The 24,776-nt window shown below is 44.1% G+C and carries 20 protein-coding genes; 8 read left to right on the top strand and 12 right to left on the bottom strand.

Annotated features, from left to right (window positions below):
• Nucleotides 1-17 precede the first annotated feature (17 nt).
• On the top strand, nucleotides 18-905 hold the full coding sequence (locus F0220_RS15325) for a LysR family transcriptional regulator (RefSeq protein ID WP_105598767.1): 888 nt from the start codon (nucleotides 18-20) through the stop codon (nucleotides 903-905).
• 79 nt (nucleotides 906-984) lie between these two features.
• Here F0220_RS15325 and F0220_RS15320 read toward each other — a convergent pair whose 3' ends face one another.
• Complete coding sequence (locus F0220_RS15320; RefSeq protein WP_105598766.1) at nucleotides 985-2,391, bottom strand: family 4 glycosyl hydrolase; 1,407 nt, start codon at nucleotides 2,389-2,391, stop codon at nucleotides 985-987.
• A 176-nt stretch (nucleotides 2,392-2,567) separates the two neighbouring features.
• Between F0220_RS15320 and F0220_RS15315 the strand changes: the two genes are divergently transcribed.
• Nucleotides 2,568-3,419 carry a helix-turn-helix transcriptional regulator gene (locus F0220_RS15315; protein ID WP_105599142.1) on the top strand — a complete coding sequence of 284 codons (852 nt, stop codon included), beginning with the start codon at nucleotides 2,568-2,570 and terminating at the stop codon, nucleotides 3,417-3,419.
• Between the two features lie 104 nt (nucleotides 3,420-3,523).
• On the opposite strand, the gene F0220_RS15310 is transcribed toward F0220_RS15315, so the two are convergent.
• From F0220_RS15310 to F0220_RS15290, 5 genes are all read right to left on the bottom strand, one after another.
• On the bottom strand, nucleotides 3,524-4,651 hold the full coding sequence (locus tag F0220_RS15310; protein ID WP_223199689.1) for a phosphotransferase enzyme family protein: 1,128 nt from the start codon (nucleotides 4,649-4,651) through the stop codon (nucleotides 3,524-3,526).
• A 173-nt stretch (nucleotides 4,652-4,824) separates the two neighbouring features.
• Entirely contained in the window at nucleotides 4,825-6,291 is a 1,467-nt protein-coding gene (locus F0220_RS15305) for a glycoside hydrolase family 1 protein (protein WP_105598765.1), read from the bottom strand.
• Nucleotides 6,292-6,333: 42 nt separating this feature from the next.
• On the bottom strand, nucleotides 6,334-8,271 hold the full coding sequence (locus tag F0220_RS15300) for a beta-glucoside-specific PTS transporter subunit IIABC (protein ID WP_149846674.1): 1,938 nt from the start codon (nucleotides 8,269-8,271) through the stop codon (nucleotides 6,334-6,336).
• 158 nt (nucleotides 8,272-8,429) lie between these two features.
• Nucleotides 8,430-9,278, bottom strand: coding sequence for a BglG family transcription antiterminator LicT (gene licT / locus F0220_RS15295; protein WP_105598763.1), 849 nt, complete (start codon nucleotides 9,276-9,278; stop codon nucleotides 8,430-8,432).
• Between the two features lie 232 nt (nucleotides 9,279-9,510).
• On the bottom strand, nucleotides 9,511-10,443 hold the full coding sequence (locus tag F0220_RS15290) for an ArsR/SmtB family transcription factor (protein ID WP_105598762.1): 933 nt from the start codon (nucleotides 10,441-10,443) through the stop codon (nucleotides 9,511-9,513).
• A 207-nt stretch (nucleotides 10,444-10,650) separates the two neighbouring features.
• Between F0220_RS15290 and F0220_RS15285 the strand changes: the two genes are divergently transcribed.
• A complete protein-coding gene (locus F0220_RS15285; protein WP_091019034.1) occupies nucleotides 10,651-12,159 on the top strand; it encodes an arabinosylfuranosidase ArfA in 1,509 nt (502 codons plus the stop codon).
• Nucleotides 12,160-12,666: 507 nt separating this feature from the next.
• Here the strand turns inward: F0220_RS15285 and F0220_RS15280 are convergent.
• Both F0220_RS15280 and F0220_RS15275 read right to left on the bottom strand, forming a co-directional pair.
• The gene (locus F0220_RS15280; RefSeq protein ID WP_091019036.1) at nucleotides 12,667-13,239 is read right to left on the bottom strand and encodes a hypothetical protein; all 573 of its coding nucleotides are present in this window, start codon (nucleotides 13,237-13,239) and stop codon (nucleotides 12,667-12,669) included.
• 131 nt (nucleotides 13,240-13,370) lie between these two features.
• Entirely contained in the window at nucleotides 13,371-14,285 is a 915-nt protein-coding gene (locus tag F0220_RS15275; protein ID WP_105598761.1) for a DsbA family oxidoreductase, read from the bottom strand.
• 134 nt (nucleotides 14,286-14,419) lie between these two features.
• Here F0220_RS15275 and F0220_RS15270 point away from each other — a divergent pair, with 134 nt between their 5' ends.
• Nucleotides 14,420-14,767, top strand: coding sequence for a winged helix-turn-helix transcriptional regulator (locus tag F0220_RS15270; RefSeq protein ID WP_091019040.1), 348 nt, complete (start codon nucleotides 14,420-14,422; stop codon nucleotides 14,765-14,767).
• 163 nt (nucleotides 14,768-14,930) lie between these two features.
• Here the strand turns inward: F0220_RS15270 and F0220_RS15265 are convergent, their stop codons facing one another.
• Both F0220_RS15265 and F0220_RS15260 read right to left on the bottom strand, forming a co-directional pair.
• Nucleotides 14,931-15,395, bottom strand: a complete 465-nt coding sequence (locus F0220_RS15265) for an NUDIX domain-containing protein (protein WP_223199688.1) — start codon at nucleotides 15,393-15,395, stop codon at nucleotides 14,931-14,933.
• Nucleotides 15,396-15,461: 66 nt separating this feature from the next.
• The gene (locus F0220_RS15260) at nucleotides 15,462-16,346 is read right to left on the bottom strand and encodes a LysR family transcriptional regulator (RefSeq protein WP_105598760.1); all 885 of its coding nucleotides are present in this window, start codon (nucleotides 16,344-16,346) and stop codon (nucleotides 15,462-15,464) included.
• Between the two features lie 123 nt (nucleotides 16,347-16,469).
• Between F0220_RS15260 and F0220_RS15255 the strand changes: the two genes are divergently transcribed.
• The 4 genes from F0220_RS15255 to F0220_RS15240 all read left to right on the top strand — a co-directional run bounded on the left by F0220_RS15255 (nucleotide 16,470) and on the right by F0220_RS15240 (nucleotide 21,157).
• Nucleotides 16,470-17,480 carry an alpha/beta fold hydrolase gene (locus tag F0220_RS15255; protein WP_105598759.1) on the top strand — a complete coding sequence of 337 codons (1,011 nt, stop codon included), beginning with the start codon at nucleotides 16,470-16,472 and terminating at the stop codon, nucleotides 17,478-17,480.
• Nucleotides 17,481-17,666: 186 nt separating this feature from the next.
• Nucleotides 17,667-19,268, top strand: coding sequence for a type 2 periplasmic-binding domain-containing protein (locus F0220_RS15250; RefSeq protein WP_105598758.1), 1,602 nt, complete (start codon nucleotides 17,667-17,669; stop codon nucleotides 19,266-19,268).
• An 89-nt stretch (nucleotides 19,269-19,357) separates the two neighbouring features.
• Nucleotides 19,358-20,248 carry an ABC transporter permease gene (locus tag F0220_RS15245; protein ID WP_091019049.1) on the top strand — a complete coding sequence of 297 codons (891 nt, stop codon included), beginning with the start codon at nucleotides 19,358-19,360 and terminating at the stop codon, nucleotides 20,246-20,248.
• 18 nt (nucleotides 20,249-20,266) lie between these two features.
• Nucleotides 20,267-21,157: a carbohydrate ABC transporter permease gene (locus F0220_RS15240; protein WP_091019051.1), complete on the top strand. Its 891-nt coding sequence runs from the start codon at nucleotides 20,267-20,269 to the stop codon at nucleotides 21,155-21,157.
• 105 nt (nucleotides 21,158-21,262) lie between these two features.
• On the opposite strand, the gene F0220_RS15235 is transcribed toward F0220_RS15240, so the two are convergent.
• Nucleotides 21,263-23,008 carry a cache domain-containing sensor histidine kinase gene (locus tag F0220_RS15235; RefSeq protein WP_091019053.1) on the bottom strand — a complete coding sequence of 582 codons (1,746 nt, stop codon included), beginning with the start codon at nucleotides 23,006-23,008 and terminating at the stop codon, nucleotides 21,263-21,265.
• 28 nt (nucleotides 23,009-23,036) lie between these two features.
• Nucleotides 23,037-24,653: a helix-turn-helix domain-containing protein gene (locus tag F0220_RS15230; RefSeq protein ID WP_181155417.1), complete on the bottom strand. Its 1,617-nt coding sequence runs from the start codon at nucleotides 24,651-24,653 to the stop codon at nucleotides 23,037-23,039.
• Nucleotides 24,654-24,776: the final 123 nt, after the last annotated feature.

The following is a 24,776-nucleotide window of genomic DNA, read 5'->3' as shown; positions in this document are numbered from 1 at the left end:
ATAAGGAGTGTCCTTGTATGGAATTGCTTCAACTCAAATACTTTCAGACCGTTGCCTATACTGAACACATCTCCAAGGCAGCTGCACAATTGAATATCGCTCAACCTTCCCTAAGTTTAACAATCAAAAGACTTGAGGATGAACTGGGTACCCCCCTATTTCATAGGAGAGGACGAAACATTCAATTGAACTCCTCAGGTGAAATTTTATTGAAACATGTGAACAGAATTTTTATTGAAATTGAAAATGCAGAGATGGAGATTAAAGCGGAGGAACAGCAAATATCCAATACAATCCGGATCTCAATTACGAATACTCGGTTCCTCACAGGTCTCATTAGTGACTATATCAACGCTTCCCCCGAAACTAAGCTTCATCAGGGTATTGGAACCCGCAGTGAAATTATTACAGGTTTGAAGAAAGGCGACATGCATCTGGGGATTACGGGGGATCCGATTCAGGATGAGGAGATTGAGAGTTTTGTCCTGGTTGAGGAGGATATTGTTCTGGTTGTGCCCACGGATCATACATACGGCGGAGAAACAAGCATTTCATTAAGTGTTGTTGCAAATGAGCCCTTTATTTCCCTTGCCGATAATAAGGAGTACAGCCGGTTTACCACCATGCTCTGTGAAAAAGCAGGTTTCCTGCCCAATCATGCATTTGAGGTCGATTCTCATACCCTGCTCGAAATTATTAGACTTAACCAGGGTGTTGCGTTGCTTCCGATCTCCGTATGTAGAACACTAGGGTTACGTTATGTAAAAATTGCTGATGATTCAGCGATATATCCTATTAGCCTATCCTGGGTCAAACAAAAATGGTTATCTCCTGCTGTAAGCGAATTTCGTGATTTTATTACTTCGTATTATGAAGACCATGCTGGCTTGTTTAAAGTGGAGTAGGATTTTTTGAAAATAGTAAAGAGCAAAGACCACATTAGCCCTTTGGAGGAGCTGACGTGGTCTATTATCGTTCTCTGTTCTAGCTATACTGCAGTCTATCCTTATACCAAACGTCCGGAATCATCTTACGCTCCAGTTCCAACAATTCATGGATGATCTTGTCCGCGTCACTGATGGAACTTACGAGCGGGTCGGTGAGCATCGCCCTTCTCAGCTTCTCGTAGCTTTGTTCCAAAACAGCTTCAACCGTAAGCTCATGCGTATCAAGTACAAGTTCTTGCATCCCTCTAATTCCACGCGGCATCTCGCCTACATGGAGTGGTTTCGCGCCATCCATATCTACATCACATAGGAGTTCCAGGAAGGAATCTGCATTCATATTGGTTACAGCGTCTTGATTGAGCGTATTGATGAAGAATTTTTTGCCCAAGTTCCCCACCATGTTCTCAATGATGTCGGTCGCATGATCCGGCCCAAAAGTACTCATGTAATCGGCGATGGGGATGTTCCCTGTAAGAAAGTCATCTACCTGACGCCACATTTCGTCATGACGCTCATACCTGTCCTCTGTCTCCCAGATCGATAATGGAGGAATCGTGTCCTCAGTTTTGCCAAGCCCCTGCCAATACCGAACGTATTCCTTCGTATGCGCTGTACAAGTGGGAATGATTCCGAAAATATCATATAGTTCATAGGTAATTGCATCGTTAAAAATAGCTTTTGCGCCGCGATCGCCGCCGTTATTCTCCTCACCTGCCAGCTTGCGCATGGCTTCTGCAATTGTGGGCATCACATTTTTTCCTTCATACTCGGCTTTGAGCAGCCAAGTGAAATGATTAACACCAGCGATGCGAAAATCGAATTTCTGGTCTATTTCTGCAGTGAACTGGCTTGTATTTCCGATGATTCCGGCTCGTACGGCATAATAGGCTTTCTTATGGGGCATATGATGACTATCGCACAGCGCAAACGATTTAAGCTTCGGAGCATATCGATGTAATGCGATGCCATGTACGGTAGACGGGTTAATATAATTGATCACCCAAGCATCCGGACACAACTCCTCAATGTCTTTAGCGCATTCCATAATAACCGGCAGTTCACGCATCGCACGAAAGATCCCGCCCGGGCCAATCGTATCGCCAGAACACATGCGAATCCCATACTTTAGAGAAATCTGGCAGTCGACGCCCCGATATTTCACCGATTGCTCCGCAAAGCTGAGCACAACGAAGTCGGCTCCAGGTAGTACCTGTCTTCGGTCCACTGAACCCTCAATCTTTAGGGATACGTTGTTCTCCTTGGCGACCATTTCCGCTAGTGTTACCATTTTTGAGAGCCGTTCCTCATCCGTATCCACCAAAGCCAGCGTTCCCTGATTCAAATATGGGGAGTGTACCATCTGCCAGATGGACTGCCGACCAAAAAACAGGCTGCCCGCCCCAATAACAACTACCTTTGGGTGCTGTGTGCTTGTAACCTTCATCTATAACCCCTCCTCGTAACGATATAAGTTCATTATAGGTGAGTGGGCGGGAATCGGAATGTGTGATAGTTTTCAAAAGATGTCATATCGTAAGATGGTTAACAAGGAGTAATTCCTTTGGTATGATAGGGAAAAATGAAGGATGTCATAAAGTAGAGAGGAATAGGCTGAATTCGATGCATGCAGGGACTGTAAATATGAGTATAATCGACGAGCTTTCGGAGTATATCACGCTTCGCATGAGCTCTTATCTGGAACAGACGCATGACAGTCATTGGATTGAGCACAAGTCACATTCCGATTATGATCTGTGGTTCATTACAGCAGGCTACGTCCAGATCACCATCGATGGAATCGAGCATATGGCAGGCCCTGGTGACGTCGTGTTTTTTTATCCGGATATGCCCTACACTGCTTCCACGACCGGAGATCTGTGCCGATTTATATACATGCACTTTGATTTCAGCATCGCTGAGCAAAAGCGAATTCTCGGCGAGTTTCAACTCCCAGGCATTGTACCTGGTAATCTGATTCATGAGGAATCAACGCTGTTCACCTCATCCTATCAAAGATTCAAGCAGAGTAACGGCGCTTCCGGAAGTCCGCTTTACTTGAAAGCCTCTTTACTTCTCGTCATCGCCAAAATTTTGGAATTACATAGGCAAGGGCTGTATCACGGTGAGTTTCTGAAAGACCGAAAACCGAGGAAAATTGAAGCAAGCCTGGAGGTTCTGCAGAATGTCTTCCCATACGTGGATGCGAATCTGCATCGTGCCATCCGAGTGAATGAACTTGCTGTTATTGCTGGCGTCTCTGAGAAATATTTTATTTCTTTGTTCAAAAAAATTCTCGGTATCACACCTGGGCAGTACATTAATCAAATCAAAATGAACCGGGCCAGAGATTATCTGTACGAGAAAAAATATACGATCCAGCAAATTGCCGGATTTCTGGGATATCCTGATCCCTTTACGTTCTCCAAAGCATTCAAAAAATTCTACAACGTGCCTCCTTCCAAATTTGAATAACATACCGCAAACAAACAAAGAGGCAACCGGTCGATCCGGCTGCCTCCCCACCTTGGTGAATCATTAGAATCATTGGTTATTGGTTTAATTAGGGTCTAGACCCTTCAGCGCTCCTCATATTCAAAGGGTGCTTCACTCGAATAGATATCATGGAAAAATCCCTTAAATGGTATATCCTCTTCCAGACATTTAATGAGATATAGCAGAACCTCGTCATCTTCTTCTGGTTCTTTCCCTTCGCGCTGCGCCACCTCAAAATGATCCACAATATTCTCCAGAAGGCTGACTTGAATAAATAAAGGCAGCTTCTCCAGCATCGCATCAGAAACCTGGGTTTCTGATCTGTATCCGGCGAGCACGGTTTGGAAATACTCATCCATGAACTGTTTACGTTTGTCCGCTTCAGGTTCAAATTGAACCCAACCGACTCCGTTGATCCACATACCTGCGAGGTCAAACATGTACCAGCCATAACAGGAATTGTCGAAATCATATACCGTGATTTGTCCCGTATCAAAATCGATCGAATAATTCCCGTCATTATAATCGAAATGGATCATGCCCAATGTCTCCTGGTTCGACTCCAATTCTTTTACTGCTTGCAGTAGTTCCACCATTTTGCTTCTGAGCAAAGAGAATGATTCAGGGACCAACCTCTCGATATGCTCGGTATTATATTTGTCCAAAAAATGATGCCTGCCATGAACAGGTTCATAGCTTTTGGATAGCTGATGCATTTCCCCCAAAACTTTACCGCTATTATAATAGTATTCGGTAAGTGGGACCCCTTCACGGTACTGATAATGGTTTTCTACCAGCAACTTCCCCTTGGCCTTCACAAACATACAGATAAAGAATGTATGCTCATCATATGTGACCTCTTCTAGCAGATTGCCCTTTTTCGAGTTGACCACATTCGAGACACTTGCACCGTGCTCAAATAAATACCGAACATACTCCAGTTCGGCAATATAATCTTCCCGCCTTCTGTCAGGCAAAAAAGACACTCTGAGAATTAGCGATTCATGCCCCTCTTGCTCACAAGTGTAAACAACATTACGCCCACCCTCATGAGGCGGAATAAGTTGAATGTTGTAACCCTCCAGGTCAAACAACTCGGATACCAATGCCAATACATGCTTATTGCTGCTGTTAATAGCTTCGTTAAAATTAATAATAATCTCCTCCAGTAAACATTGTTTGGACGGTTTCCCGCACTGCAATGTCCACAAAAGGAATCCCTGTAACGCAAATATCCTTCTGTGAACCTAAAGCACAATCACCTTGTTAGACATTGAATTCACTCCTCTTGTTTGAATATCACAAGTTTACATAATTATCCCTTATTTTACTAGTGTAAAATAAAGAACCGCCCATACGGGCGGCGTGTAAGAATTTTGTATAATTACAGGAATTCTCCGTTCGTTTCAATAACTTGTTTGTACCAGTAGAAGGAATCCTTGCGGGTTCTTTCCAATGAACCGTGTCCTGCATTGTCTTGATCCACGTAAATGAAACCATAACGTTTGCCCATTTCAGAAGTTGAGCAACTAATGATATCGATAGGTCCCCAGCTAGTGAAACCCATCAATTCAACGCCGTCAGCGACAGCTTCTTTCATCTGTTCAATGTGGCTGCGCAAGTAATTGATGCGATAAGGGTCATGCACTGTCCCGTCCTCTTCCGGTGTGTCGATAGCACCCAGCCCGTTCTCAACGATGAAGAGCGGCATCCGGTAACGATCATACAATCGGTTCAGCGCGACGCGAAGACCAATTGGATCGATAGGCCATCCCCATTCGGTAGCTTTCAGATGCGGGTTTTTGATCTGACTTACCAGCATACCAGAGTTGCTGTTGTCATTGGGATCATATTTTCCGATATACGTCATGTAATAACTGAAAGCAATAAAGTCCACGGTATTGTCCCGGATAATGGCAACGTCGTCAGTAGCTTTAACGAGTTCGATGCCATTTTCCTCAAAGTATCTTTGCATATAGGATGGGTATTCGCCTCGTGCCTGCACCTCTGGGTAGAACAGGTTCATCTGATCTTCCTTCAGCGTCTGCAGAACGTCCTCCGGTTTACTAGAAGCAGCATACGTTTCCAGACGGCAGATCATACAGCCGATTTGTGCATTCGGCATTTTCTCTTTTCCGCTTTTGACAGCCAGCGCACTAGCTACAAACTGATGATGCGTTGCCTGATAAGCCACTTGCTCCGGGTTTCCCTTGATTTTATCTTCCAGAATGCCGCCGCCAGTATACAGACTTGTCAGCATCATATTCATTTCATTGAAGGTAATCCAGTATTTCACTTTGTCTTTGTAACGGTCAAACAGCGTATTGGCAAATTTCAGATACAGATCGATCATCTCGCGGCTTTCCCAGCCGTTGTATTTGCGGGTTAACTCAACGGGCATCTCGTAGTGAGAGATCGTTACGAGCGGCTCAATGCCGTATTTCAAGAGTTCGTCGAGCACGTTATCATAGAAGGCAAGACCAGCTTCATTGGGAACTGCTTCTTCTCCTGTTGGGAAGATCCGTGTCCACGCGATCGAAAGACGAAACACTTTGAAACCCATCTCTGCAAACAAGGCAATGTCTTCTTTGTAGCGATGATAGAAATCCACGCCGTTGCGTTTCGGGAAATATACGTTGGTGTTACCGCTCAGATATTCTTCTAATTGAATAGAATCCACGTCGAAGGTGAAATCCTTGCCATTGCGCTCCTCATGTGGAACGAATGGAGCCATGTCTGAGGTAGATAGTCCTTTGCCGTCTGCATCATATGCACCTTCGAGCTGATTGGCAGCGGTAGCTCCGCCCCATAAAAATCCTTCAGGAAATGAGTGTTTAATTGTTTTTGTCATGTTGTTTCTCTCCTTTTTTTGTATGTGGTATTCATGAAGCTGTCAACGAACGGTGAGGAGAAGCAATTCATTCATTGGAATCACCCCCTTCACCTGAACAGGTACTACATCGAGGTAATCAGGCGTATTGGTTACGATGACTGGTGTCACAAGATCAATACCCGCACCCTGAATGCCATCCATATCAAATTCCAGAAGCAACTCACCCTTCTTCACTTCTTGTCCGGCAACTACCTTCACGTCAAAATATTTCCCTTTGAGCGACACACTGTTTAGTCCAACATGAATGAGAATGTCGATTCCACTGGAGGAGGTCAGCATAATCGCATGTTTACTTTTGGCAACCAACGTGACGGTTCCGTCAAAAGGAGCTGTAACACGTCCATCCTGCGGACGAATGGCAATACCTTTCCCGGTCAATTCCTCGGCAAACGTTTGATCCGGAAGCTCTGAGAGCGGCACCAATTCACCAATGAGCGGGCTGAACACCTCCCCTTTCTTTTCCTCAATGGAATGTACTGTGACAGGTGTTACCATTTCTTGAGAAAAGGAAATGGTTGTATCCTGTTCCTGTTCGGTTAATGTTTGTGTTGATTCGGACATGGCGGAATTGCGTGTATTTGGCTCATCCCATTTGAGCAGCAAAGTCACCACGAAGGAAACGCTAAAGCTGATGCCGATTCCGATTAATGCATACCAGAAATTGGACATCCCACCATTCGGGCCAATGTATAACGGAAGTGAAAGCAATCCTGGCACAGCAAAACCGAAGCATTTCAGACCCACTGCGGTTATAAATCCCCCCCCTGCTGCTCCACCGATGAGTGAAGCGTAAAATGGTTTTTTCAGCTTCAAGGTGACACCGTACAGTGCAGGTTCAGTAATGCCAAGCAAGGCGGATATTCCACTGGATAAAGCAATGGATTTCATTCTTTTATCTTTGGTCTTGAGGAAAACAGCCGTGACTGCACCAGCCTGGCTCATATTAGTTATCAGGTTGATCGGAAGTAAAAGTACGTCATATCCGAGTTTGCTCAGATTCTGCAATGTGCCTGGGAAGAACGCATAATGCATTCCCGTCATAACAATCAGCGGCATGAAGCCGCCAAGAATTATGCCGGTTAACGGACCCGAATGGGCAAAGAGCCAAGAAGTGCCCATTTCCAGATAGATGCCCATGTAATTCCCTAGGGGGCCAATAGCAATTAATAGAATCGGCACCGTGATGACTAGCACAATCATTGAGGTAAAGATGACTTTGACCGGACCGGGAATAAAACGATCCACCCAGCGATGTACATAACTCAGAAGCCACACACCCAGAATAATGGGAATAACAGACTGGGTGTAATTCACAATGGACACGGGCAGCGAGAGAAAACGAATCGGTTCAAGCTGGTTTGCCAGATACGCGTTCAGAATCGTAGGATACAATAAAGTACCTGCAAGCGTCAGAGCGATATATTCATTCACTTTGAACTTTCGGGCTGATGATAGGGCCAGAAGAAAAGGCAAGAAATAAAAGGCCGCATTTGCTATTGAAGACAGAACTTGATACTCACCGCTTTTCTCCTGTATCGCTCCAAGTGTAACGAGCAGTGCCAGAATCCCCTTTAACATCCCTGTACCTACGATGGCAGGCAGAATTGGAGTGAAAATGCCGGAGATCGTATCCAAAACAGCATTAATCCCTTTAGAGTGTGGCGCGTCTGTTTCGGGCTTCGATATGCTACTCTGCTTCATTTGATCCTCGATCTGCTCATATACGGCTGCAACCTGGTTGCCAATGACCACCTGAAACTGATCGTTCTGAAACTGTGCACCGAGCACACCATCAAGTGCTTTGATCTGTTCCAATTGAACTTTGTTTTGCTCTCGAACGTTGAACCGAAGCCGTGTGATGCAATGCCAGGCTTGGGTAATATTCTCTTGCCCTCCTGTTAACTGGATAATTTCTTTGGACAACTCCCGATGATTCATGTTGCTTCCTCCTTTTTTGGCGAAAAAAAAACCAAATGTAATACCGGCCCGCCGCAGATGCGGAGTCGGAAACATTTGGTGGTGCCTGATCAAATCAGTAACACTCCATATTCAATTCATTTTGATGATGGTATAACTTCAAACAGGTTGTATGGAGATCAATCCGTATCGGTACGGGATGTCACTCTCTCGATGTGGATCATGAGATATACCATCTCATCGGGAGTAATCACAAATCCGCGTTGCTGCTCCATCGCCTCCTTTATTTTGAGTGCGCATTGGAAACTGACAGGATACCGCTCCGACAATACATCATATAGAAATTGTTGATCTTTGAACGAGAGCACTTCACGGTTCAACTGACGAACAATGAAGTATCTCAGATGGGTGATGAACCTGGAAAAATCAGCAGATTCCTGATTCAGTGCCATTCCAAAATGTTCAGTCATGATACCTAAAATGTCGTTAATCATCTGTGTAATTTTAATCGTTTGGTTCATACTGCCTGAGTCGAATTGTGAGTTCACGAAATGAAGGGCAATAGAGCTTGATTCACCAGATGGCAGTGAGACTAGAAAAGCATCATTGATTTTTTGAACTGCCCATTCTCCGGCACGGTATTCAGCAGGATATAGATGGCGAATGTCCCAATGAAGCGGATTTTGCACATCCACGCCTTTTTTGAAACGATCCAGCGCAAAATGAATATGGTCCGCAAGTGTTAACAGGATCGAGTCATTCAGCTTTTTTCCGATCATTGTCTTGCCTTCTTCAATAATCTGATCCGTAATGTCGATGACTTGCAGAGGGATATCACTGAGAAATTGCTCAACTCGCTGATATTTATCATTCGAGCCAATTCGGAACATTTTCTGGATCTGGCTCTGCTCAATTGGCTGTCCTTTTACTTTTTTGAAGCCAACACCCGTTCCGATGACAATGACTTCACAGCCTTCGGCGTCTTCCGCCAGTGCGATGTTGTTATTTAACGATTTTTTAAACCTCATGATGCAATCACCCCCAGTATGCAAAAAGCACCACCAATGTCCAATTCACAAGTAATAAACAAACTTGTGGAATCCAGACTTTGGTGGTGCCTGATCGAATCAGTGACACTCCTTATATAGCTGTATCTTATATCAGCTATGTAATCGTTGTCAATACCATTACTCTGGAATTGTTCTGCATGTGGTTCATCGTGGAACTTTCTCTCTATAAATTGTTATCAAAACGCATAAGCTATTCATCTGTAGTCTTATTTTCCTGAGCATCATAATAGTATCGAATCAGAATATCCTGATCATAGTTGCCAAAACCTTTGCCAAACAGGGTGAGTCCGCCTCGGCCAGCTGCGCCCTCTTCCGGCTTCAATCCAAAGGTCCAATAGGTGGATACACCCAGATCCAGGTCTTGAACCCGCACGTCCGAGATGCGCTGACCATCAATAAACGTGCCTTCCCCGTTAATACGCAGCATTTTCAATACACCATACTGGTTGACATCCAGCTTCCACCATAGTGGCGTATGTTTACCTTTCCGATCCCCGAAATCACCAGGGCTTGTCCAAGTACCGAGGTCATTGCCATTAAGGGTAAAGCGAATATCTGACGGCCAGTTTTCGTTCACCTTTGGCGCTTCCGAGCTTAGTTCAAGGGAAATTTCAATCTCTCGAAGATGCTGATCATTGTACAGATAATTGGGAATCTTATATTCAAGAAAACCTGCTGCCATCCAAAGGATTCCAGCGTTCACCCGATCCGGGTCCATAAAGCAGGCTGGTGTGTCGTACTGTCCAATCATCTGCGTAGTTGTCGCAATCCCGCAGGTTGGCCATGCTTCATAATCTGTATATTGACCTACCGGTATGGATATTTCATGGTAAGGAGCGTCAACAGGCTCTGGTGACAGGTTAATAGTCATGAACTCTCGTACGATAAAACAGTACTTATAGGTTCCGCCGTTCTCCCGTTTCATTCGGCTACCGACAATTCCGGCTTTTTGCAGCTTGCTTACATGTGTACTTACAATAGCTTTGCTCAGAAAAAGCTCTTGGGCAAGCGCATTGATATGCATTTCCCTGTTTTGTAGCAGCAGGCGCACAATGTTTAAACGGGCTTCACTTGCCAGTGCCTCGTAAATTAGTAATGAAGCTGCATCTGTCCCAAGCATCATGATGTTCACTTCCTTTTTGAGTAAAATCGATCTATTTCAATTTCAGGATTCGCTATTTTACGAACTCATTAAATTGAACTTGCTCAATATATAAGCATTATGATACATATTAGATAACAAATCAATGATTTGATTTTGCTTTTAAGCGAATTCAATATCACGTTAATTCTTTCAAAAATATGAATTCATTCAATGGAGGTACTTACCATGCTTACATCCAAAATGCTTATCGATAAAGACTTTCAGATTGCCGAAGTTGATCCGCGTGTCTATGGTTCATTTATAGAGCATCTGGGACGGGCCGTATACGGCGGTATTTATGATCCAGGTCATCCTACGGCAGATGCTCAAGGTTTCCGTCAGGATGCCATTGAAGCGATTAAAGCTTTGAATGTGCCAATTGTTCGTTATCCGGGCGGCAATTTCGTATCCGGTTACAATTGGGAGGACGGTGTTGGTCCGGTAGCGGAGCGTAAACGCAGACTTGAACTCGCTTGGTGGACGATTGAAACGAATGCGGTAGGAACAAACGAATTTGCAGATTGGGCCAAACTGGTTGGAACCGAAGTGATGATGGCTGTAAATCTGGGTACTCGCGGCATTGATGCGGCCAGAAACCTGATTGAATACTGCAACCACCCATCTGGCACATACTGGAGTGATCTGCGTATCTCTCACGGTTACAAGGACCCGCATAAATTCAAAACCTGGTGTCTAGGCAACGAAATGGACGGCCCTTGGCAGATTGGTGCAATGACTGCATATGAATATGGCCGTATTGCCAATGAGACCGCTAAAGCGATGAAATGGGTTGATCCGGAAATTGAGCTTGTGGCTTGCGGCAGTTCCAGCCGTGACATGAGTACATTTGCAGATTGGGAAGCAACCGTGCTGGATCTCACCTACGAAAATGTGGACTACTTGTCCCTGCATCAGTATTACAACAATAACAAAGACAACACATATGACTTCCTGGCGACTTCGCTGGATCTGGATCAATTTATTGATAGTGTGGCTTCAATCTGTGATTTTGTACAAGCCAAAAAACGCAGCAAAAAGAAATTAATGCTGTCTCTGGATGAATGGAATGTCTGGAAATCCATCGGCACGAGCCGTATGGAAGAACGGTGGCAGATTGCGCCTCCAGAGTTTGAAGATGTGTATACACATGAAGATGCACTCGCTGTAGGCTGTTACCTGATTACCATACTCAAGCACGCCGACCGTGTAAAAATGGCTTGCCTTGCTCAGTTGATTAACACCATTGCACCAATCATGACCGAAAATAACGGAGCGATCTGGTTCCAGACGACCTATTTCCCGTTCATGCATGCATCCAATTTCGGGCGCGGTACGGTGTTACGGTCCATCACAACTTCACCTAAATATGATTCCAAAGACTTTACAGATGTACCTTATCTCGAAGCGATCAGTGTGCATGATGAAGAAAACGGCACGATCACGATCTTCGCGGTGAACAGACATCTGGATGAGAAGTTGGAACTGAATGTGGATCTTCGTTCTTTTGGAGAAACCACATTTGTGGAGCACATTGTACTGGAAAACGATGACCTGAAGGCTACCAATACCAAAGAAAATCCACGCAACGTCCTTCCACACAATGGTGGACATACAACCGTGGATCAAGGTAAAGTTCAAGCTGTGTTGAACAAAGCGTCATGGAACGTGATTCGCCTGAAAACCAAACAGGCATAATAAATAATAAGAGTGGGATAGAATTTTCTCCTACTCTTCAACATCAGCATTGTTTTTCGCACCGCGTGCAGCTCCCTGCGCGCGGTGTTTTTTGCTGTATGAGGGTAGTCGGCCGAACTACATGGTATCAAAGTTAGATGTTAGACGCGTATTGGAAATCTCAGTTTTTATTCCTCGCAACGAAGGAATTTAACGAACACAGGGAGTCTTATTTAACCCGATTCGGGCGGATTTTAATGGCTTGATATTGACCCGAATAAGGTTTCTGAGGTTCGTTAGCGCTGAGCAAGCATGCTATATTGAGCTGGTTTGAACCTCATATACAGCATAAGAAAATAAGCCACCCTCCGTTTTTCGTCCGGAGAGCAGCTTGCAGTTAAGCATCTAGCGGGAAAGATAAGGAACAAAACAGATCAGAAAGAGATCAGATCACCCAACATACTAGCAATTCTTCCTTCCCAAATGCAACGAAGGTTGTGTTCTATTTCACGATTTTCATTTCAAGTATTATCCTTGTTGTGCTTCCTCTTCACCTTCAGTTTCAGCCTGAGCTGCTTGGCTTGCTGGAGTCATCAGCCCTTGAACTGCCCCCATAAATGGCTGAATCTGCTTAATCATGCCATACCCCATTTTGACCACAGGTGTAAACCGCTGGATCATGCCAAACAACCGCATACCCCCGCCTAACATACCTCCAATCGAGCCTGCACCGCCAAAGCCACCTAACAATGAGCCTAACATAGGCATGAAAGATGATACCTGGGCTTGCCTAGACGTTGAGCGAGACATCGACCGGGATCGTACTTGAGACTTACGTGTGCTGTTCACCCGTTTACGGTTTCGAGAGGATGCTGTTTTTCTCGTAGCCCCTGCTTTAGGTTTGGTTTTGCGAGCACTGCCTTCAGATGAGGGTGCTGTGATTGCGGCCTGAGTAAGCTTTCCGCCCCCGGTAAGCACTACGCCTTCGCTGTTAACGCCAGAGATGTACCCGACGTACGTCTCGCCATTATGAAGAGTCACGCAGACTGGGCGATCCTTGAGCCGTTTCACCCGGACGTGTATTTCACTGGTTTTAGCCATGGAATTCACCTCACTTGACTTGATCTACTTCAGTCTACGCAATGGGTGGACGACTTGCCTGTGCGAATAACACATCCGTGTGCCGATAGCAGGAAGATTCCGCCGTGCAATTACAGATTTCTTGTTTTCCCTCAGATATGCTCAATATACATCTCATTCAAAATATGTCCCTTACGATATGTGTGCTCTGCCAATTCAGATTCCACATAAGATTCAACATCACTCTTTTCGATATTGTACATGACCTCCAGTTCTCTAGAGAAAAGAAGGTGTCCCTCATTGATTTTCTGCTCCAACGAGGTTATCTGTTTTGGTTTCAGATCACCACCCAACACCTGCTGAAGTGCTTGCACATATGTTTCAAGAGAGCGCGCTCCGACAATTTTCATACCATGGTTCTCTTCATTTACAATGATAATGGATGGGAAACCTCTAACTCCCAAACTAGCAACACGCTCAAAGTCTTCCTCTAATAAATCTTGTGCCGATTGCTGTGCAGCCGCCTCAACCACTTCTTTTCCATTCAAGCCCAGTTGATTGACGATATCCGTCAGCACATCATCTTCTCCAATATTTCGATTGAATGCAAACACGGCTTCACGTGCACGTCTTAAAAACTCATGTTCTTTACCAGGATGTGTACTCTGAATGACTTTAAATACGCGAGATGGCGGATAAGAAGAAAGTATTGGATTATCATGCCATAAGGAACCGTCGATGGGCATGCGTGAATGTTCACCCACTTCCTTCCAATGCGCTGCAACGTCCGAAGGTTTCTGAATCCCGTTAGCGCCATCCGAGAAACCATTCCAGTTAGCCAGTAGCCCACCCATTTTAATTTGCAGCGTAAAATAATGACCGTATTCCTCAATAAACCGATGAAGCACAGGCTCAAGCGCCCAGCAGTGAGAGCAGATCGGATCTGTTGCGTAATAAAGAGTTATCCGTTTCTCAACGTGATTCAGATTGATTTCTTGCATCGCCTCTTCCTCATTCACACCACATACGCCTGTTTCCAGATCACACATCATTGATTCGTTACTCACGTTAATCCCGCCTTTATATTGTCTTATGAATTGATTTTCTCGTATTAGTTTGATTATAATGTTTACAATCTTTTGAACAAGTACGATTCTTTTTCTGACTTAGTATCAAAAAGTATACTATTGGAGGGTATCAAGTGAAATACGAGTTTAATTTCGATCAGTTATGTCCAGCGACTTATGCATTTCAGGTCATTGGAGGCAAGTGGAATCTTCCGATCCTGGCAATCCTTAGTGAAAATGACTGTATACGTTACAATGAATTAAAAAGAAGACTGCCCGGCATTACCGGAACGATGCTAACGAACTGTTTGAAGGATTTGATTCATTCCGGCATCGTGCATCGGGAGCAATATAACGAGGTGCCACCGAGAGTGGAGTATTCGCTCACAGAATCAGGCAAGGAATTGGTTCCATTAATTGAATCCATGGTAATCTGGGGTCAGAAAAATATGACAGCAGGCGTGAAGGAACAAGAAAAATAACATTTGGCCTACTGTAACACCTCAGCATAGATGTTCATTTTCTAATCGCCCTGTACACCTTTGTTCAACGGCAAAAAGGCTATTTCACTGGACCATCACGTCCTTTGAAATAGCCTTTCCTTTATAAATACAAGACAGCCGCTTGTTTACGACATGTACATATCTAACTATTCAGGTCGTCATCTTCCTCATTTCCTAAATACATAATCGTTTTTTCTCCCTCAACCAATCTAATGATCTGCTTTCGTAATTTTGAAGGAAATAAAGGTAGTTCGTTTATATTTTTAATTTCGAGCCACACATATTCCACCTGGTTTTCGTCACTTGGCAGAATAGAACTATCTTGGTCCACCAAACCTATGTACTCGCATAAAAAAACAAAATCTACACGATGAAGAGCTTCACCGTATACACCCTCAATGACAAATTCCAGTGATAACGGTTCTACATCTATTCCGATTTCTTCCGCAACTTCACGCTTCACAGCATCGGTCAGCGTTTCACCTGCATTCTGGCTCCCACCAGGCAGGATATAGATCACTTCATCATGATCATCCTGCTTCATTGCAAGCATTCTCCCGTCTTTAATGATCAATGCTTTTGCAGAATTTCTAATCTTTCTCTCCATTGCTAATCCCCCATATATGTCTGTGAAGAATATTTTAACACATACATCTAAACAAATTCTGAACAATCAAATCAACTCACTCTTGGCGACCTCCATGAAAGCAGCCATGGACGGAGAGATCCATTTTTCCCGATGCCAGAGCATTTGCGCAGAAAAGGATACATCTGATAAATCCCACGGCAGAGCAACCACTTCCCCTTCGCTCAACTCTTTCTTCAACGCCATCTCAGGTAATAAAGCGATCCCCAGACCAGCCACAACACATTGTTTAATGGCTTCTACACTATGAAACTCCAGCTCTGTCAGAGCATCTGCACCTTTCTTCGTTATGGATTGGTCAAAATGAGTGCGATACGAACAGTTCTTTTCGGTCAGCAAAAAATGCTGCTTGTGGAAGTCATCGATAACTAACGCGGAACGCGATGCTAACATATGATCGGGAGAAACCACCATTTGAAAGGTCTCATCCTTTAAAAACTCTGAATGAAGATCTTTGGCACCAACGGGCTCATCCAATACAAAAACGACATCGGTATGCCCTTCTCTCAGACTCGATTTAAGCTCTTGCCCAGACAAGGGGCGGAACAATAACCGCACACCAGGATAGTCCGCTCGGAAGCGTTTGAACAAGGCTGGAAGAAGATATGCACACAGCACTTCGTCTGCTCCGATCACAACCGTCCCCGCCAATTCTCCGTGCTGACTGGATATGCACTTTGCTTCCTCTACATCGTTTAATATCTTAGTGGCGTACGGCAGAAACTGTTGACCAGCATCCGTTAACACGACCTTTTTTCCTAGTCGATCCAGCAATTTCACACCGAGCTCTTCTTCCAGCGATTTGATTTGCATGGTTATGGTAGACGGTACATAGCTCAATAATTCAGCAGTTTGACTAAAGCTGCAGGTCGATGCAAGTGTCCAAAAGGTTTTTAGCTGGCGTATTTCCATGAGTCAGGCACCTCCTAGTTCAAAATAAATGAATGATATGTTCGATAACGTTTCGTTGAATTGATAATAGACGTATTGTAGAGTGAAATCAAGTTATTACTATTGTATAAGGAGAATCAATCTATGAACGATTATGAAACATATAACCTTGGAGATACATTACTTCAATCGGGACAACAGCTCCCTCAAGCCTTTATCGCTTACAAGACCTATGGAAACTTAAATGCGGCAAAGGACAATGTTATTGTTGTCCCAACATGGTTTGCTGGAATTCACACAGATAATGAATGGTTAATTGGAACAGACAAGGCACTGGACCCCAGTCGTTATTTTATCGTGGTGCCCAATATGTTGGGTAACGGGTTATCGTCTTCTCCAAGTAATACCCCTGCCCCATATGATAAGAACAACTTTCCTCTCATCTCCATGTATGACAATGTGCATGCCCAGCATCAACTCATCACTCAAAAATTCGGGATCTCCAAAATCAAACTTGTTGTGGGCTGGTCTCTGGGAGCCATGCAGGTTTATCAATGGGGAACCAGTTATCCTGAGATGGTCGAGCGTATTGCCCCCTTTGGCGGAACGGCAAAGAGCAGACCCCATACACAGTTGGTATTCGAAGCAATGATCGCGGCGTTACAGGCAGATTCGAATTATAAAAATGGTAGATATGAACGCCCTCCGGTTGCCGGTCTCGCAGCGATGGGAAGAGCGTATGCTCCATGGGGGTTTTCGCAGGCGTACTATTTGGAGAAATTGTATCAATCTGAGGGTTACGACTCCTTGCAATCTTATGTAGAAGATTACTGGGATCAAGTATTTCTTCCCTTCGATGCTAACGATTTGATTACCATGCTACGTACAGGAATATATGGAGACATTAGCGATAATCCCATAGATGACGGCAACTTCGAACAGGCGTTAAGCAAGATCACCTCTCCTGCACTCGTTATGCCAGGATCAAGTGACTTGTTTTTCACGCCAGAAGACAGTGCGTATGATGTTCAACATATGCCAAACGCTGTGTATCAACCTATACAGTCCAAGTGGGGACACTGCTTTGGAATCGGAGCAAACGAAGAGAATTCACTCGTTATCGATCGTCATCTAAAGCAATTTTTGGAGGCATGAGTAAAAAAAGAAGGAGCACAAAGTAAAAAAAGTGCACAAAGCTCATTTATCCTTTCTCCGCTACAACTCAAAAGTAAAAAAAGATATCGGTTCTCGTCAATAACCTTTATATCACATTCCCCCTTTCTCGTTTAGAATATTTTCAAGAAAGCGCTATTGAAATACGACTGATAAGGGGGAAAAGAAATGAACAAGAAAACGAAAGCTCTAGTCTTGTCTGTGTGCATGTCAACCTTATTACTCGCAGCCTGTAGCAATGGAAGCGGTGCTGATAAAGGTTCAACGACGGACACGGATTCCAACAAGGCTGGAACGACAACCATTCATACCGTAACATCAGAATACTCTTCTGCAAAATATCCAAAGGGCGATGATATCACCAACAATGTATGGATTAAGCGATACAAAGAGAAGTTTAATATTGATGTCAAAACAGACTGGGTCAGCGATGAGTACGATACAAAACTCAATTTGGCTATCGCATCGAACGATCTTCCTGACGTATTCAGAGTTAATCCATCACAACTGAGACAGTTAGTCGAAGCAGATATGGTCATGGACCTTTCCGAGGTCTTTGATCAACACGCTTCAGATCGCCTCAAAGGTTACATGGAAGCAGATGCGGACAGTTACGAGTCTGGAAAGAAGGACGGTAAGCTGTACGGAATACCACAGATGCACTGGGGATTAATTGAACAACCAGACTTCATCTGGATCCGGAACGACTGGAAAGAAGAATTGGGTGTCCAAGATCCGAAATCTGTGGAAGACATCAAGAATATTGCACTAAAATTCATGGAAAAGCACGGTGGTTATGGTATAGCGGTAGACCAATCGTTGGATTACCTCAACCTTCTGGCCATTGCATGGAATGCGCATCCGGATATGTGGATGGAGGATAGCACTGGAAAACTCGTGTACGGCTCCGTGCAGCCTGAGATGAAAGATGCGCTGGCTGAGTGGTCAGAATGGTACAAGCGAGGCATCATTGATCCGGAATTTGCAATCAAAGACTTTAATGCGATGAACGCGGACATTGTCGCCGGCAAAGTGGGCATGCAGCCTTATTACCAATGGTGGGGTTATAATCCAGGTGTCGATACGGTATCCAACTTGGGTAAAGACGCTATCTTCTATCCTTATATCATTCCTACCGTCGATGGGAAGGAAGCCAAACAATCCATCTTTTTCGCCAACAACAATTATATTGTCATGAAGAAGGGATTCAAGAACCCCGAGAAAGTGATCCAGATTTTGAACGACTATGCTTATATCGTGGATGAGGGCAATGGCAAGGAATCGACAGAAACGCTATCTGCTTTGCTGGATAACGATATTGCCCATGTTGTTGGAGCGTTCCGTGTACTTAATCCGAATTCCGATTACGAGCAATTTGAGGCGGTCTCCGCTGCCCTTCAATCCAAGGATACCAGTGGACTTACGACTTCGGGTATGTGGCAAAAATATAATAACAGTGTTGAATTCATGGAGAACGCCACCCCAGGAGCAGTTGGTGATTATTTGCAACAAGGGGCTCCCAAAAATGCGTATGGACTTGCCAAAAAAGTACTCGACAGCGAAAACTATACGAAGACAGCCTTATGGGGTGTTACACCAGAGATCCTGTCAAGCTATGGAACAACCTTGGATGATATCCTGACGGAGGGCTTCACCAAGATCATTATGGGTAGCGAAAGTATCGATTATTTCGATGTAATTGTCCAGAACTGGCGAGCAGCCGGAGGTGATGACGCAACCCAGGCCGTCAATGAGGCATACGGAAAATAAAAAGTCTGTTACCAAGAAGGGATGGGAATGTTCTCGTCTCTTCTTGGCAGCGGTTACAATTTTATCGCGCCAAGAACGGAGGAATACGAATGCTGAGAAAATGGAAGCAACAGCGAGCTTACCATCTCATGTTGATACCAAGCCTGGTCTTGGTCTTCATCTTTAGTTACATCCCATTCTACGGACTTATTATTGCGTTTCAGAAGTACAATCCGGGCCTCGGCTTCAACTCGCCATGGGTAGGATGGGATAACTTTACCCACATATTTAATCAGCCGAACTTTGTAAGAACGATCTGGAATACATTATACATGTCTGTCTTTAAAATTATCGGTGGTATAATCGTGCCCGTAATTTTCGCATTACTGCTCAACGAGGTACTACACAGTGGAATCAAACGTACATTTCAAACACTAGTCTACATTCCGAACTTCCTCTCTTGGGTCATTATGGCCGGCATCATGCTGGATATCCTTAGCTCCGACGGCATTATCAATACATTTCTAAGTGTATTTGGGATTGCACCAATCTCCTTTCTTGGCACACCTTCTATTTTTCCTTGGACGATGATTGTGAGTGACATATGGAAAGGTTTCGGGTTTGGCACGGTTGTTTATTTGGCAGCCCTGACCAGTATTGATCCGGGACTTTACGAAGCCGCGGTGATCGACGGAGCGAAACGGTGGAAACAAACCATCTACATTACGTTACCTCTTCTCATGCCAACCATTGTTTTAATGACCGTATTATCGCTTGGTAACGTACTCAATGCTGGCTTTGACCAGATCTATAATCTCTACTCCCCTGTTGTCTATCAGACCGGTGATATTATTGATACCTATGTCTACCGTTTAGGAATCCAACAGGCACAGTATTCGATTGGTACCGCTGTCGGGTTATTCAAATCCATCATTTCCAGTGTTCTCGTTGCTGTATCATACATCCTGGCTTACAGGGTGGCTGGCTATCGTATCTTCTAAGAAGGAGGAACTTACATTATGATCTATGATAAAAGTATGAGCAGGCGTGTATTTCTTATTATAAACTACACCATATTGCTCCTAATCTCTCTCCTATGTATCCTGCCGTTTATCAACCTGCTGGCTGTTTCATTCAGCAGCAGCGCGGCTGTATCTGCAGGCAGTGTTACGTTCTGGCCTGTTGAATTTACGACAAAAGCCTATGAGTTTGCATTAACTGGAGGATCATTTTTCTCCTCTCTCTGGGTAGCCATTCAACGAACCGTTATCGGAACGTTAGTGAATCTGGTTCTGATCGTACTCACGGCTTATCCCCTCTCCAAATCCAAACAAAAATTGATGGGGCGTAACATCTATATGGGATTTTTCATCGTAACCATGTTATTTAGTGGAGGACTAATTCCAACCTATCTCGTGGTCGTCAAAATGGGACTGATCGATTCCATCTGGTCTCTGATCCTGCCTGGCGCCCTCCCCGTATTCAGTATGATTATCCTCATGAATTTCATTCGGGGGCTGCCCGAGGAGATTGAAGAATCAGCCATTATCGATGGTGCTGGGCCTGTACAGGTATTGCTACGTATTCTACTCCCACTTCTCAAGCCCGCTCTCGCTACGGTTGGTTTGTTCAGTATCGTTGCCCACTGGAATTCGTGGTTCGATGGCATTATCTATATGAACAATCCAGCCAATTATCCATTACAAAGTTACCTCCAGACCCTCCTGCAAAGTTTTGAGCAAATCATGCTGAAATCTGGTTCAGATTATACTCAGCTGTTGTCCATGATGAACGCCAGAACGGGGCGCGCCGCTCAGATGTTCTTGGGTGCCATTCCGATTTTACTCGTGTATCCGTTTTTACAGAAATATTTCACCAAAGGTTTGGTGTTAGGTAGCGTCAAAGGGTGAACAAAAGGGCTTGCAGTTCATACTGCGAGCCCTTTGTTTATATCTAAACTTATGTTTATGAACGCTGTATCGCATTATGAGATGCATAAATGAAAGCATCAATGACTATTTGGCTTCTATGATGGCAGGCAGCAGAATGGAGAAAATGGTACCTTCACCTATTTTACTCTCCACCTGTATACCATAAGGTTTCCCAAAATGAAGTTGAATTCGCCGCTGCACATTATGCAATCCAATCCCATTGGTTCCCGTACTTGCACTGGACTTTTCTTCCAATAGATTCTGCATCGTATGATGATCCATACCGACACCATTATCGCAGATTTCAATGACAACTTCATCCACCCGCAGTTGAATCCGAATGGTGATGATTCCGTCTTCCTCTAACTCGGCCAGGCCATGAAAAATTGCATTCTCCACAATGGGCTGCAGGATCATTTTGGGCATCCGATAATCCAACACTCTATCCTCAATTTCATATCTCATCTGAATACAATCATAGTACCTGACATTCTGGATCGTTACATAATTCGTTATATTATCGAGTTCCTCACGAATGGTTACGAGAGTTCCATCGGATTTTGTTGCATAGCGGAGCATCGAGATTAAGGCATCGGTCATTTCCACAATTTTATCAGCCTGCTGCATCGAGGCAATCCATTTCACCGACCCAAGGGTGTTATACAGAAAATGAGGCTTGATTTGGTCATGGAGCGCACGCATCTCGGCCTTGGCTTTCTCTATTTCTTCCTGCTGCATCCGTTCGACCAACCGCTTCAATTCATGCGACATTCTGTTAAATCGAATGGATAAATGTCCAATCTCATCTCTGGAGCCAATAGGTTCAACTTGTTCAAACTGACCTTTCTCGACTAGAGCGATATTCCGTAGCAGTTTTTTAATGGGAGTTGTGATCACATGAGATAAAAAGATGGATATGACGGCAGCAAAAAGAACAATGACTATGGCAAGCGTCACCAGATTACGTCCCAATATTTTGCCATCAGCAGTCAGCTCATCCAAAGGCATATATAAATAAGTTGTCCATTTTTGCTGACTAAGGGGACTGGTCACCACGACATTTAGTGATTCAGGCGGACGAACGTTGTCCCGGAACAGTGTCCCGATTAATCGTTCGTTCACGTTATATACGATCTTGTCATCCTCATCAACGATCATGAATCTGGAGCGCAGCCCTTCCTGCAAGTTGCGGTTGACGATTTCAATGAATTTGATATCAATGCTGACAACAATCACGCCAAGCAGTTTTCCACTAGTCACATCATGAATTTTGCGAGCGTGTGACACTGCCAGTATTTTATTCTCCAATTGCTCGTCGATTCGTGTTGTGAGAGTAATGGTTCGATCATCATCATGCATGAACTTTTTAAACCATAATTCGTTCGATACTTTGAAGTTTGGATCAATGGGTTGATGTGGACTGACAAAAAGGTCTTGACCCCCGTTCATATTGTAGAGGTAGATGGAGAATACGCGATCCTTCATCATGATATAATTCATCAGAATGTTGTATGCGGCGATCTCATGTTGTTCATCACCCTCTCGCAGGAAATCCTGGATCGGAAAACTCCCTTCATGAGTCGCAGACAGATTGTCACTAAGCCCATTGCTGGCTAGCAGCGAAATTTTCTCAATCTCCTTGAGGAACTCGTCAATGCGAATATTCGTTTGTTTGGCCAGATCGTTTAGCAGCGTTGTATAGTTCTGTGCCAATAAACGCTCTGAGGAGTAATACGAATTGATTGTCATCACCAACACTGGAAGGATAATGACCGTCATACAGATCACCATAATTTTGTACTTGATCCGGAAGGGTCGAACATGCTTCATATGCTGCACCTCTATTCACCGATTACATTCATCCCTGCTGTAATTCTCGATATTCCTCAGGAGTGACACCTACCGATTTTTTGAAAATCTTACTGAAGTACGTGTAATTATGGTAGCCCACCTTTTCTGCGATTTCATACACTCTCATTCCTCTGCTCAATAGATACGCCTTCGCATGTTCAATTCGAACTCGGGTCAAGTACGTAATAAAGTTCTCTCCTCGTTCCTGTTTGAACACACGGCTGAGATACGACGGATTCACACTGATTTGGCTAGCGATACTTTGCAGTGAGATATCTTCCGCATAATACTTGTCGATCAATTCAGTGGCGAGATCGGTGTAAGTGCTTTCCTGTTTGATTTGGGAATCGGTTTGGAAGTAATACGCAATATGAGCAAGCATATCTTGGTGGATATCCTCCCAATACTCCCCCTTTAGAACGATTTCATAGGGTGATTTCTCTGTTAAAGAAGGTGCACCTCTTTCCGTAGCTCGGGATAGATGGGAATGTATCGTTTCCATTACCATGATATATTGCTTGCGAATGCTATTCTCATCTGCTCGCAGTTGTTCGAGATTGGATCGGATTCCTTCAAGGAACTCTTCCGCCTTTTTGTTGTCTTTGCTTACCCACAACATCAACAAATCTCGTTCTTGTTGCGGACTTAAAGCTCCCTTAACTTCATGTCGATCTGGGGATTGAACCAGATCATCGTAATACAACACCTGGTTGCTTCCTGTGAAGAAACCCTGTTGTAGAGCCATTTCTGCCTCTTGGCAGGCCTTCCTGATGTGAAGGAAACCGGAAGTCATTCTACTTACCCCAGCCGTGAGCGATAGATTCATAAAATCCTTGATCGAAGACAGCAATTTATTACATAGTTTATTCAAGTCGGCGTGTACAGATTGGCTCTCAGGAAGTACATTAACGATCACCCAATATTCTGAGGAACTTTCAACAAAAATCTCTTTCTCCCATTTCGAAGGAATAATCTCTTCCATAATATTAAGAATTGAAAATCGTAGCAGCTTCTCCCCCTTCTCTACATATTTCCGCTTTGCATCCTCGTAATAATTCACGATGAACTTCATGACAACCAACTGGTCCGAACGTATACGAAAATGCAGTTCTTCCGCTTTGGTGACAATATCTTCCTCACTAGTGAATCCGCTTACAATATCTTGAAAGAAACTATCCTTTAGATATCTTAGGCTCTTGGAATAGTCCTGTGTTATAGAGGGTGTGTTGGTTGGGTGAACATGTTCACTTTGCAGTTTCTGTCCAACAGTGCTCAGGAGGTCAATAAGGGCAGTTTCTGTAATCTCACTTTTAATCAAGTAATCTGAAGCGCCAAGTTTTAGTGCCTCTTTTACATAATGAAATTCGTCAAAGTTACTCAGGATGACATACTTACAGGTTTTCAGTACGCAGGAGGCCTCTTGTATAAGCTGTAGCCCATCCATAATCGGCATCTTAATATCTGTAATAATCAGATCAGGCATCACTTCAAGCGCAAGGCTTAATGCCTCTTTTCCATTTCCCGCCTCACCAACAACATAGAAATTATACTCTTCCCAATTCAGCATGGAACGAATTCCAACCCGCATGAGCAATTCATCATCTACGATCATCAGTTTATACATGATATCCCCCAACATGAACCATTTTTAGATATTTTACCATTAAATGAACTGTCGCAAAGATGTCTAGCGAACCTTATTGCATTGCGGGGATCATAAATAACACTTTTACAGAACATACGTTCC

It is taken from the genome of Paenibacillus sp. 37, from assembly GCF_008386395.1.
GTDB lineage: Bacteria > Bacillota > Bacilli > Paenibacillales > Paenibacillaceae > Paenibacillus > Paenibacillus amylolyticus_B.
The sequence above is the reverse complement of the archived record's forward strand: the minus strand, read 5'-3'. Positions and strand labels throughout refer to the sequence as shown.

Excerpts from the sequence above, each read along its gene's own strand:
- F0220_RS15325 (WP_105598767.1), top strand. The coding sequence starts at position 18 with ATGGAATTGCTTCAACTCAAATACTTTCAGACCGTTGCCTATACTGAA.
- F0220_RS15320 (WP_105598766.1), bottom strand. The coding sequence starts at position 2,391 with ATGAAGGTTACAAGCACACAGCACCCAAAGGTAGTTGTTATTGGGGCG.
- F0220_RS15315 (WP_105599142.1), top strand. The coding sequence starts at position 2,568 with ATGCATGCAGGGACTGTAAATATGAGTATAATCGACGAGCTTTCGGAG.
- F0220_RS15305 (WP_105598765.1), bottom strand. The coding sequence starts at position 6,291 with ATGACAAAAACAATTAAACACTCATTTCCTGAAGGATTTTTATGGGGC.
- F0220_RS15300 (WP_149846674.1), bottom strand. The coding sequence starts at position 8,271 with ATGAATCATCGGGAGTTGTCCAAAGAAATTATCCAGTTAACAGGAGGG.
- licT (WP_105598763.1), bottom strand. The coding sequence starts at position 9,278 with ATGAGGTTTAAAAAATCGTTAAATAACAACATCGCACTGGCGGAAGAC.
- F0220_RS15290 (WP_105598762.1), bottom strand. The coding sequence starts at position 10,443 with ATGATGCTTGGGACAGATGCAGCTTCATTACTAATTTACGAGGCACTG.
- F0220_RS15285 (WP_091019034.1), top strand. The coding sequence starts at position 10,651 with ATGCTTACATCCAAAATGCTTATCGATAAAGACTTTCAGATTGCCGAA.
- F0220_RS15280 (WP_091019036.1), bottom strand. The coding sequence starts at position 13,239 with ATGGCTAAAACCAGTGAAATACACGTCCGGGTGAAACGGCTCAAGGAT.
- F0220_RS15265 (WP_223199688.1), bottom strand. The coding sequence starts at position 15,395 with ATGGAGAGAAAGATTAGAAATTCTGCAAAAGCATTGATCATTAAAGAC.
- F0220_RS15260 (WP_105598760.1), bottom strand. The coding sequence starts at position 16,346 with ATGGAAATACGCCAGCTAAAAACCTTTTGGACACTTGCATCGACCTGC.
- F0220_RS15255 (WP_105598759.1), top strand. The coding sequence starts at position 16,470 with ATGAACGATTATGAAACATATAACCTTGGAGATACATTACTTCAATCG.
- F0220_RS15250 (WP_105598758.1), top strand. The coding sequence starts at position 17,667 with ATGAACAAGAAAACGAAAGCTCTAGTCTTGTCTGTGTGCATGTCAACC.
- F0220_RS15245 (WP_091019049.1), top strand. The coding sequence starts at position 19,358 with ATGCTGAGAAAATGGAAGCAACAGCGAGCTTACCATCTCATGTTGATA.
- F0220_RS15240 (WP_091019051.1), top strand. The coding sequence starts at position 20,267 with ATGATCTATGATAAAAGTATGAGCAGGCGTGTATTTCTTATTATAAAC.
- F0220_RS15235 (WP_091019053.1), bottom strand. The coding sequence starts at position 23,008 with ATGAAGCATGTTCGACCCTTCCGGATCAAGTACAAAATTATGGTGATC.
- F0220_RS15230 (WP_181155417.1), bottom strand. The coding sequence starts at position 24,653 with ATGTATAAACTGATGATCGTAGATGATGAATTGCTCATGCGGGTTGGA.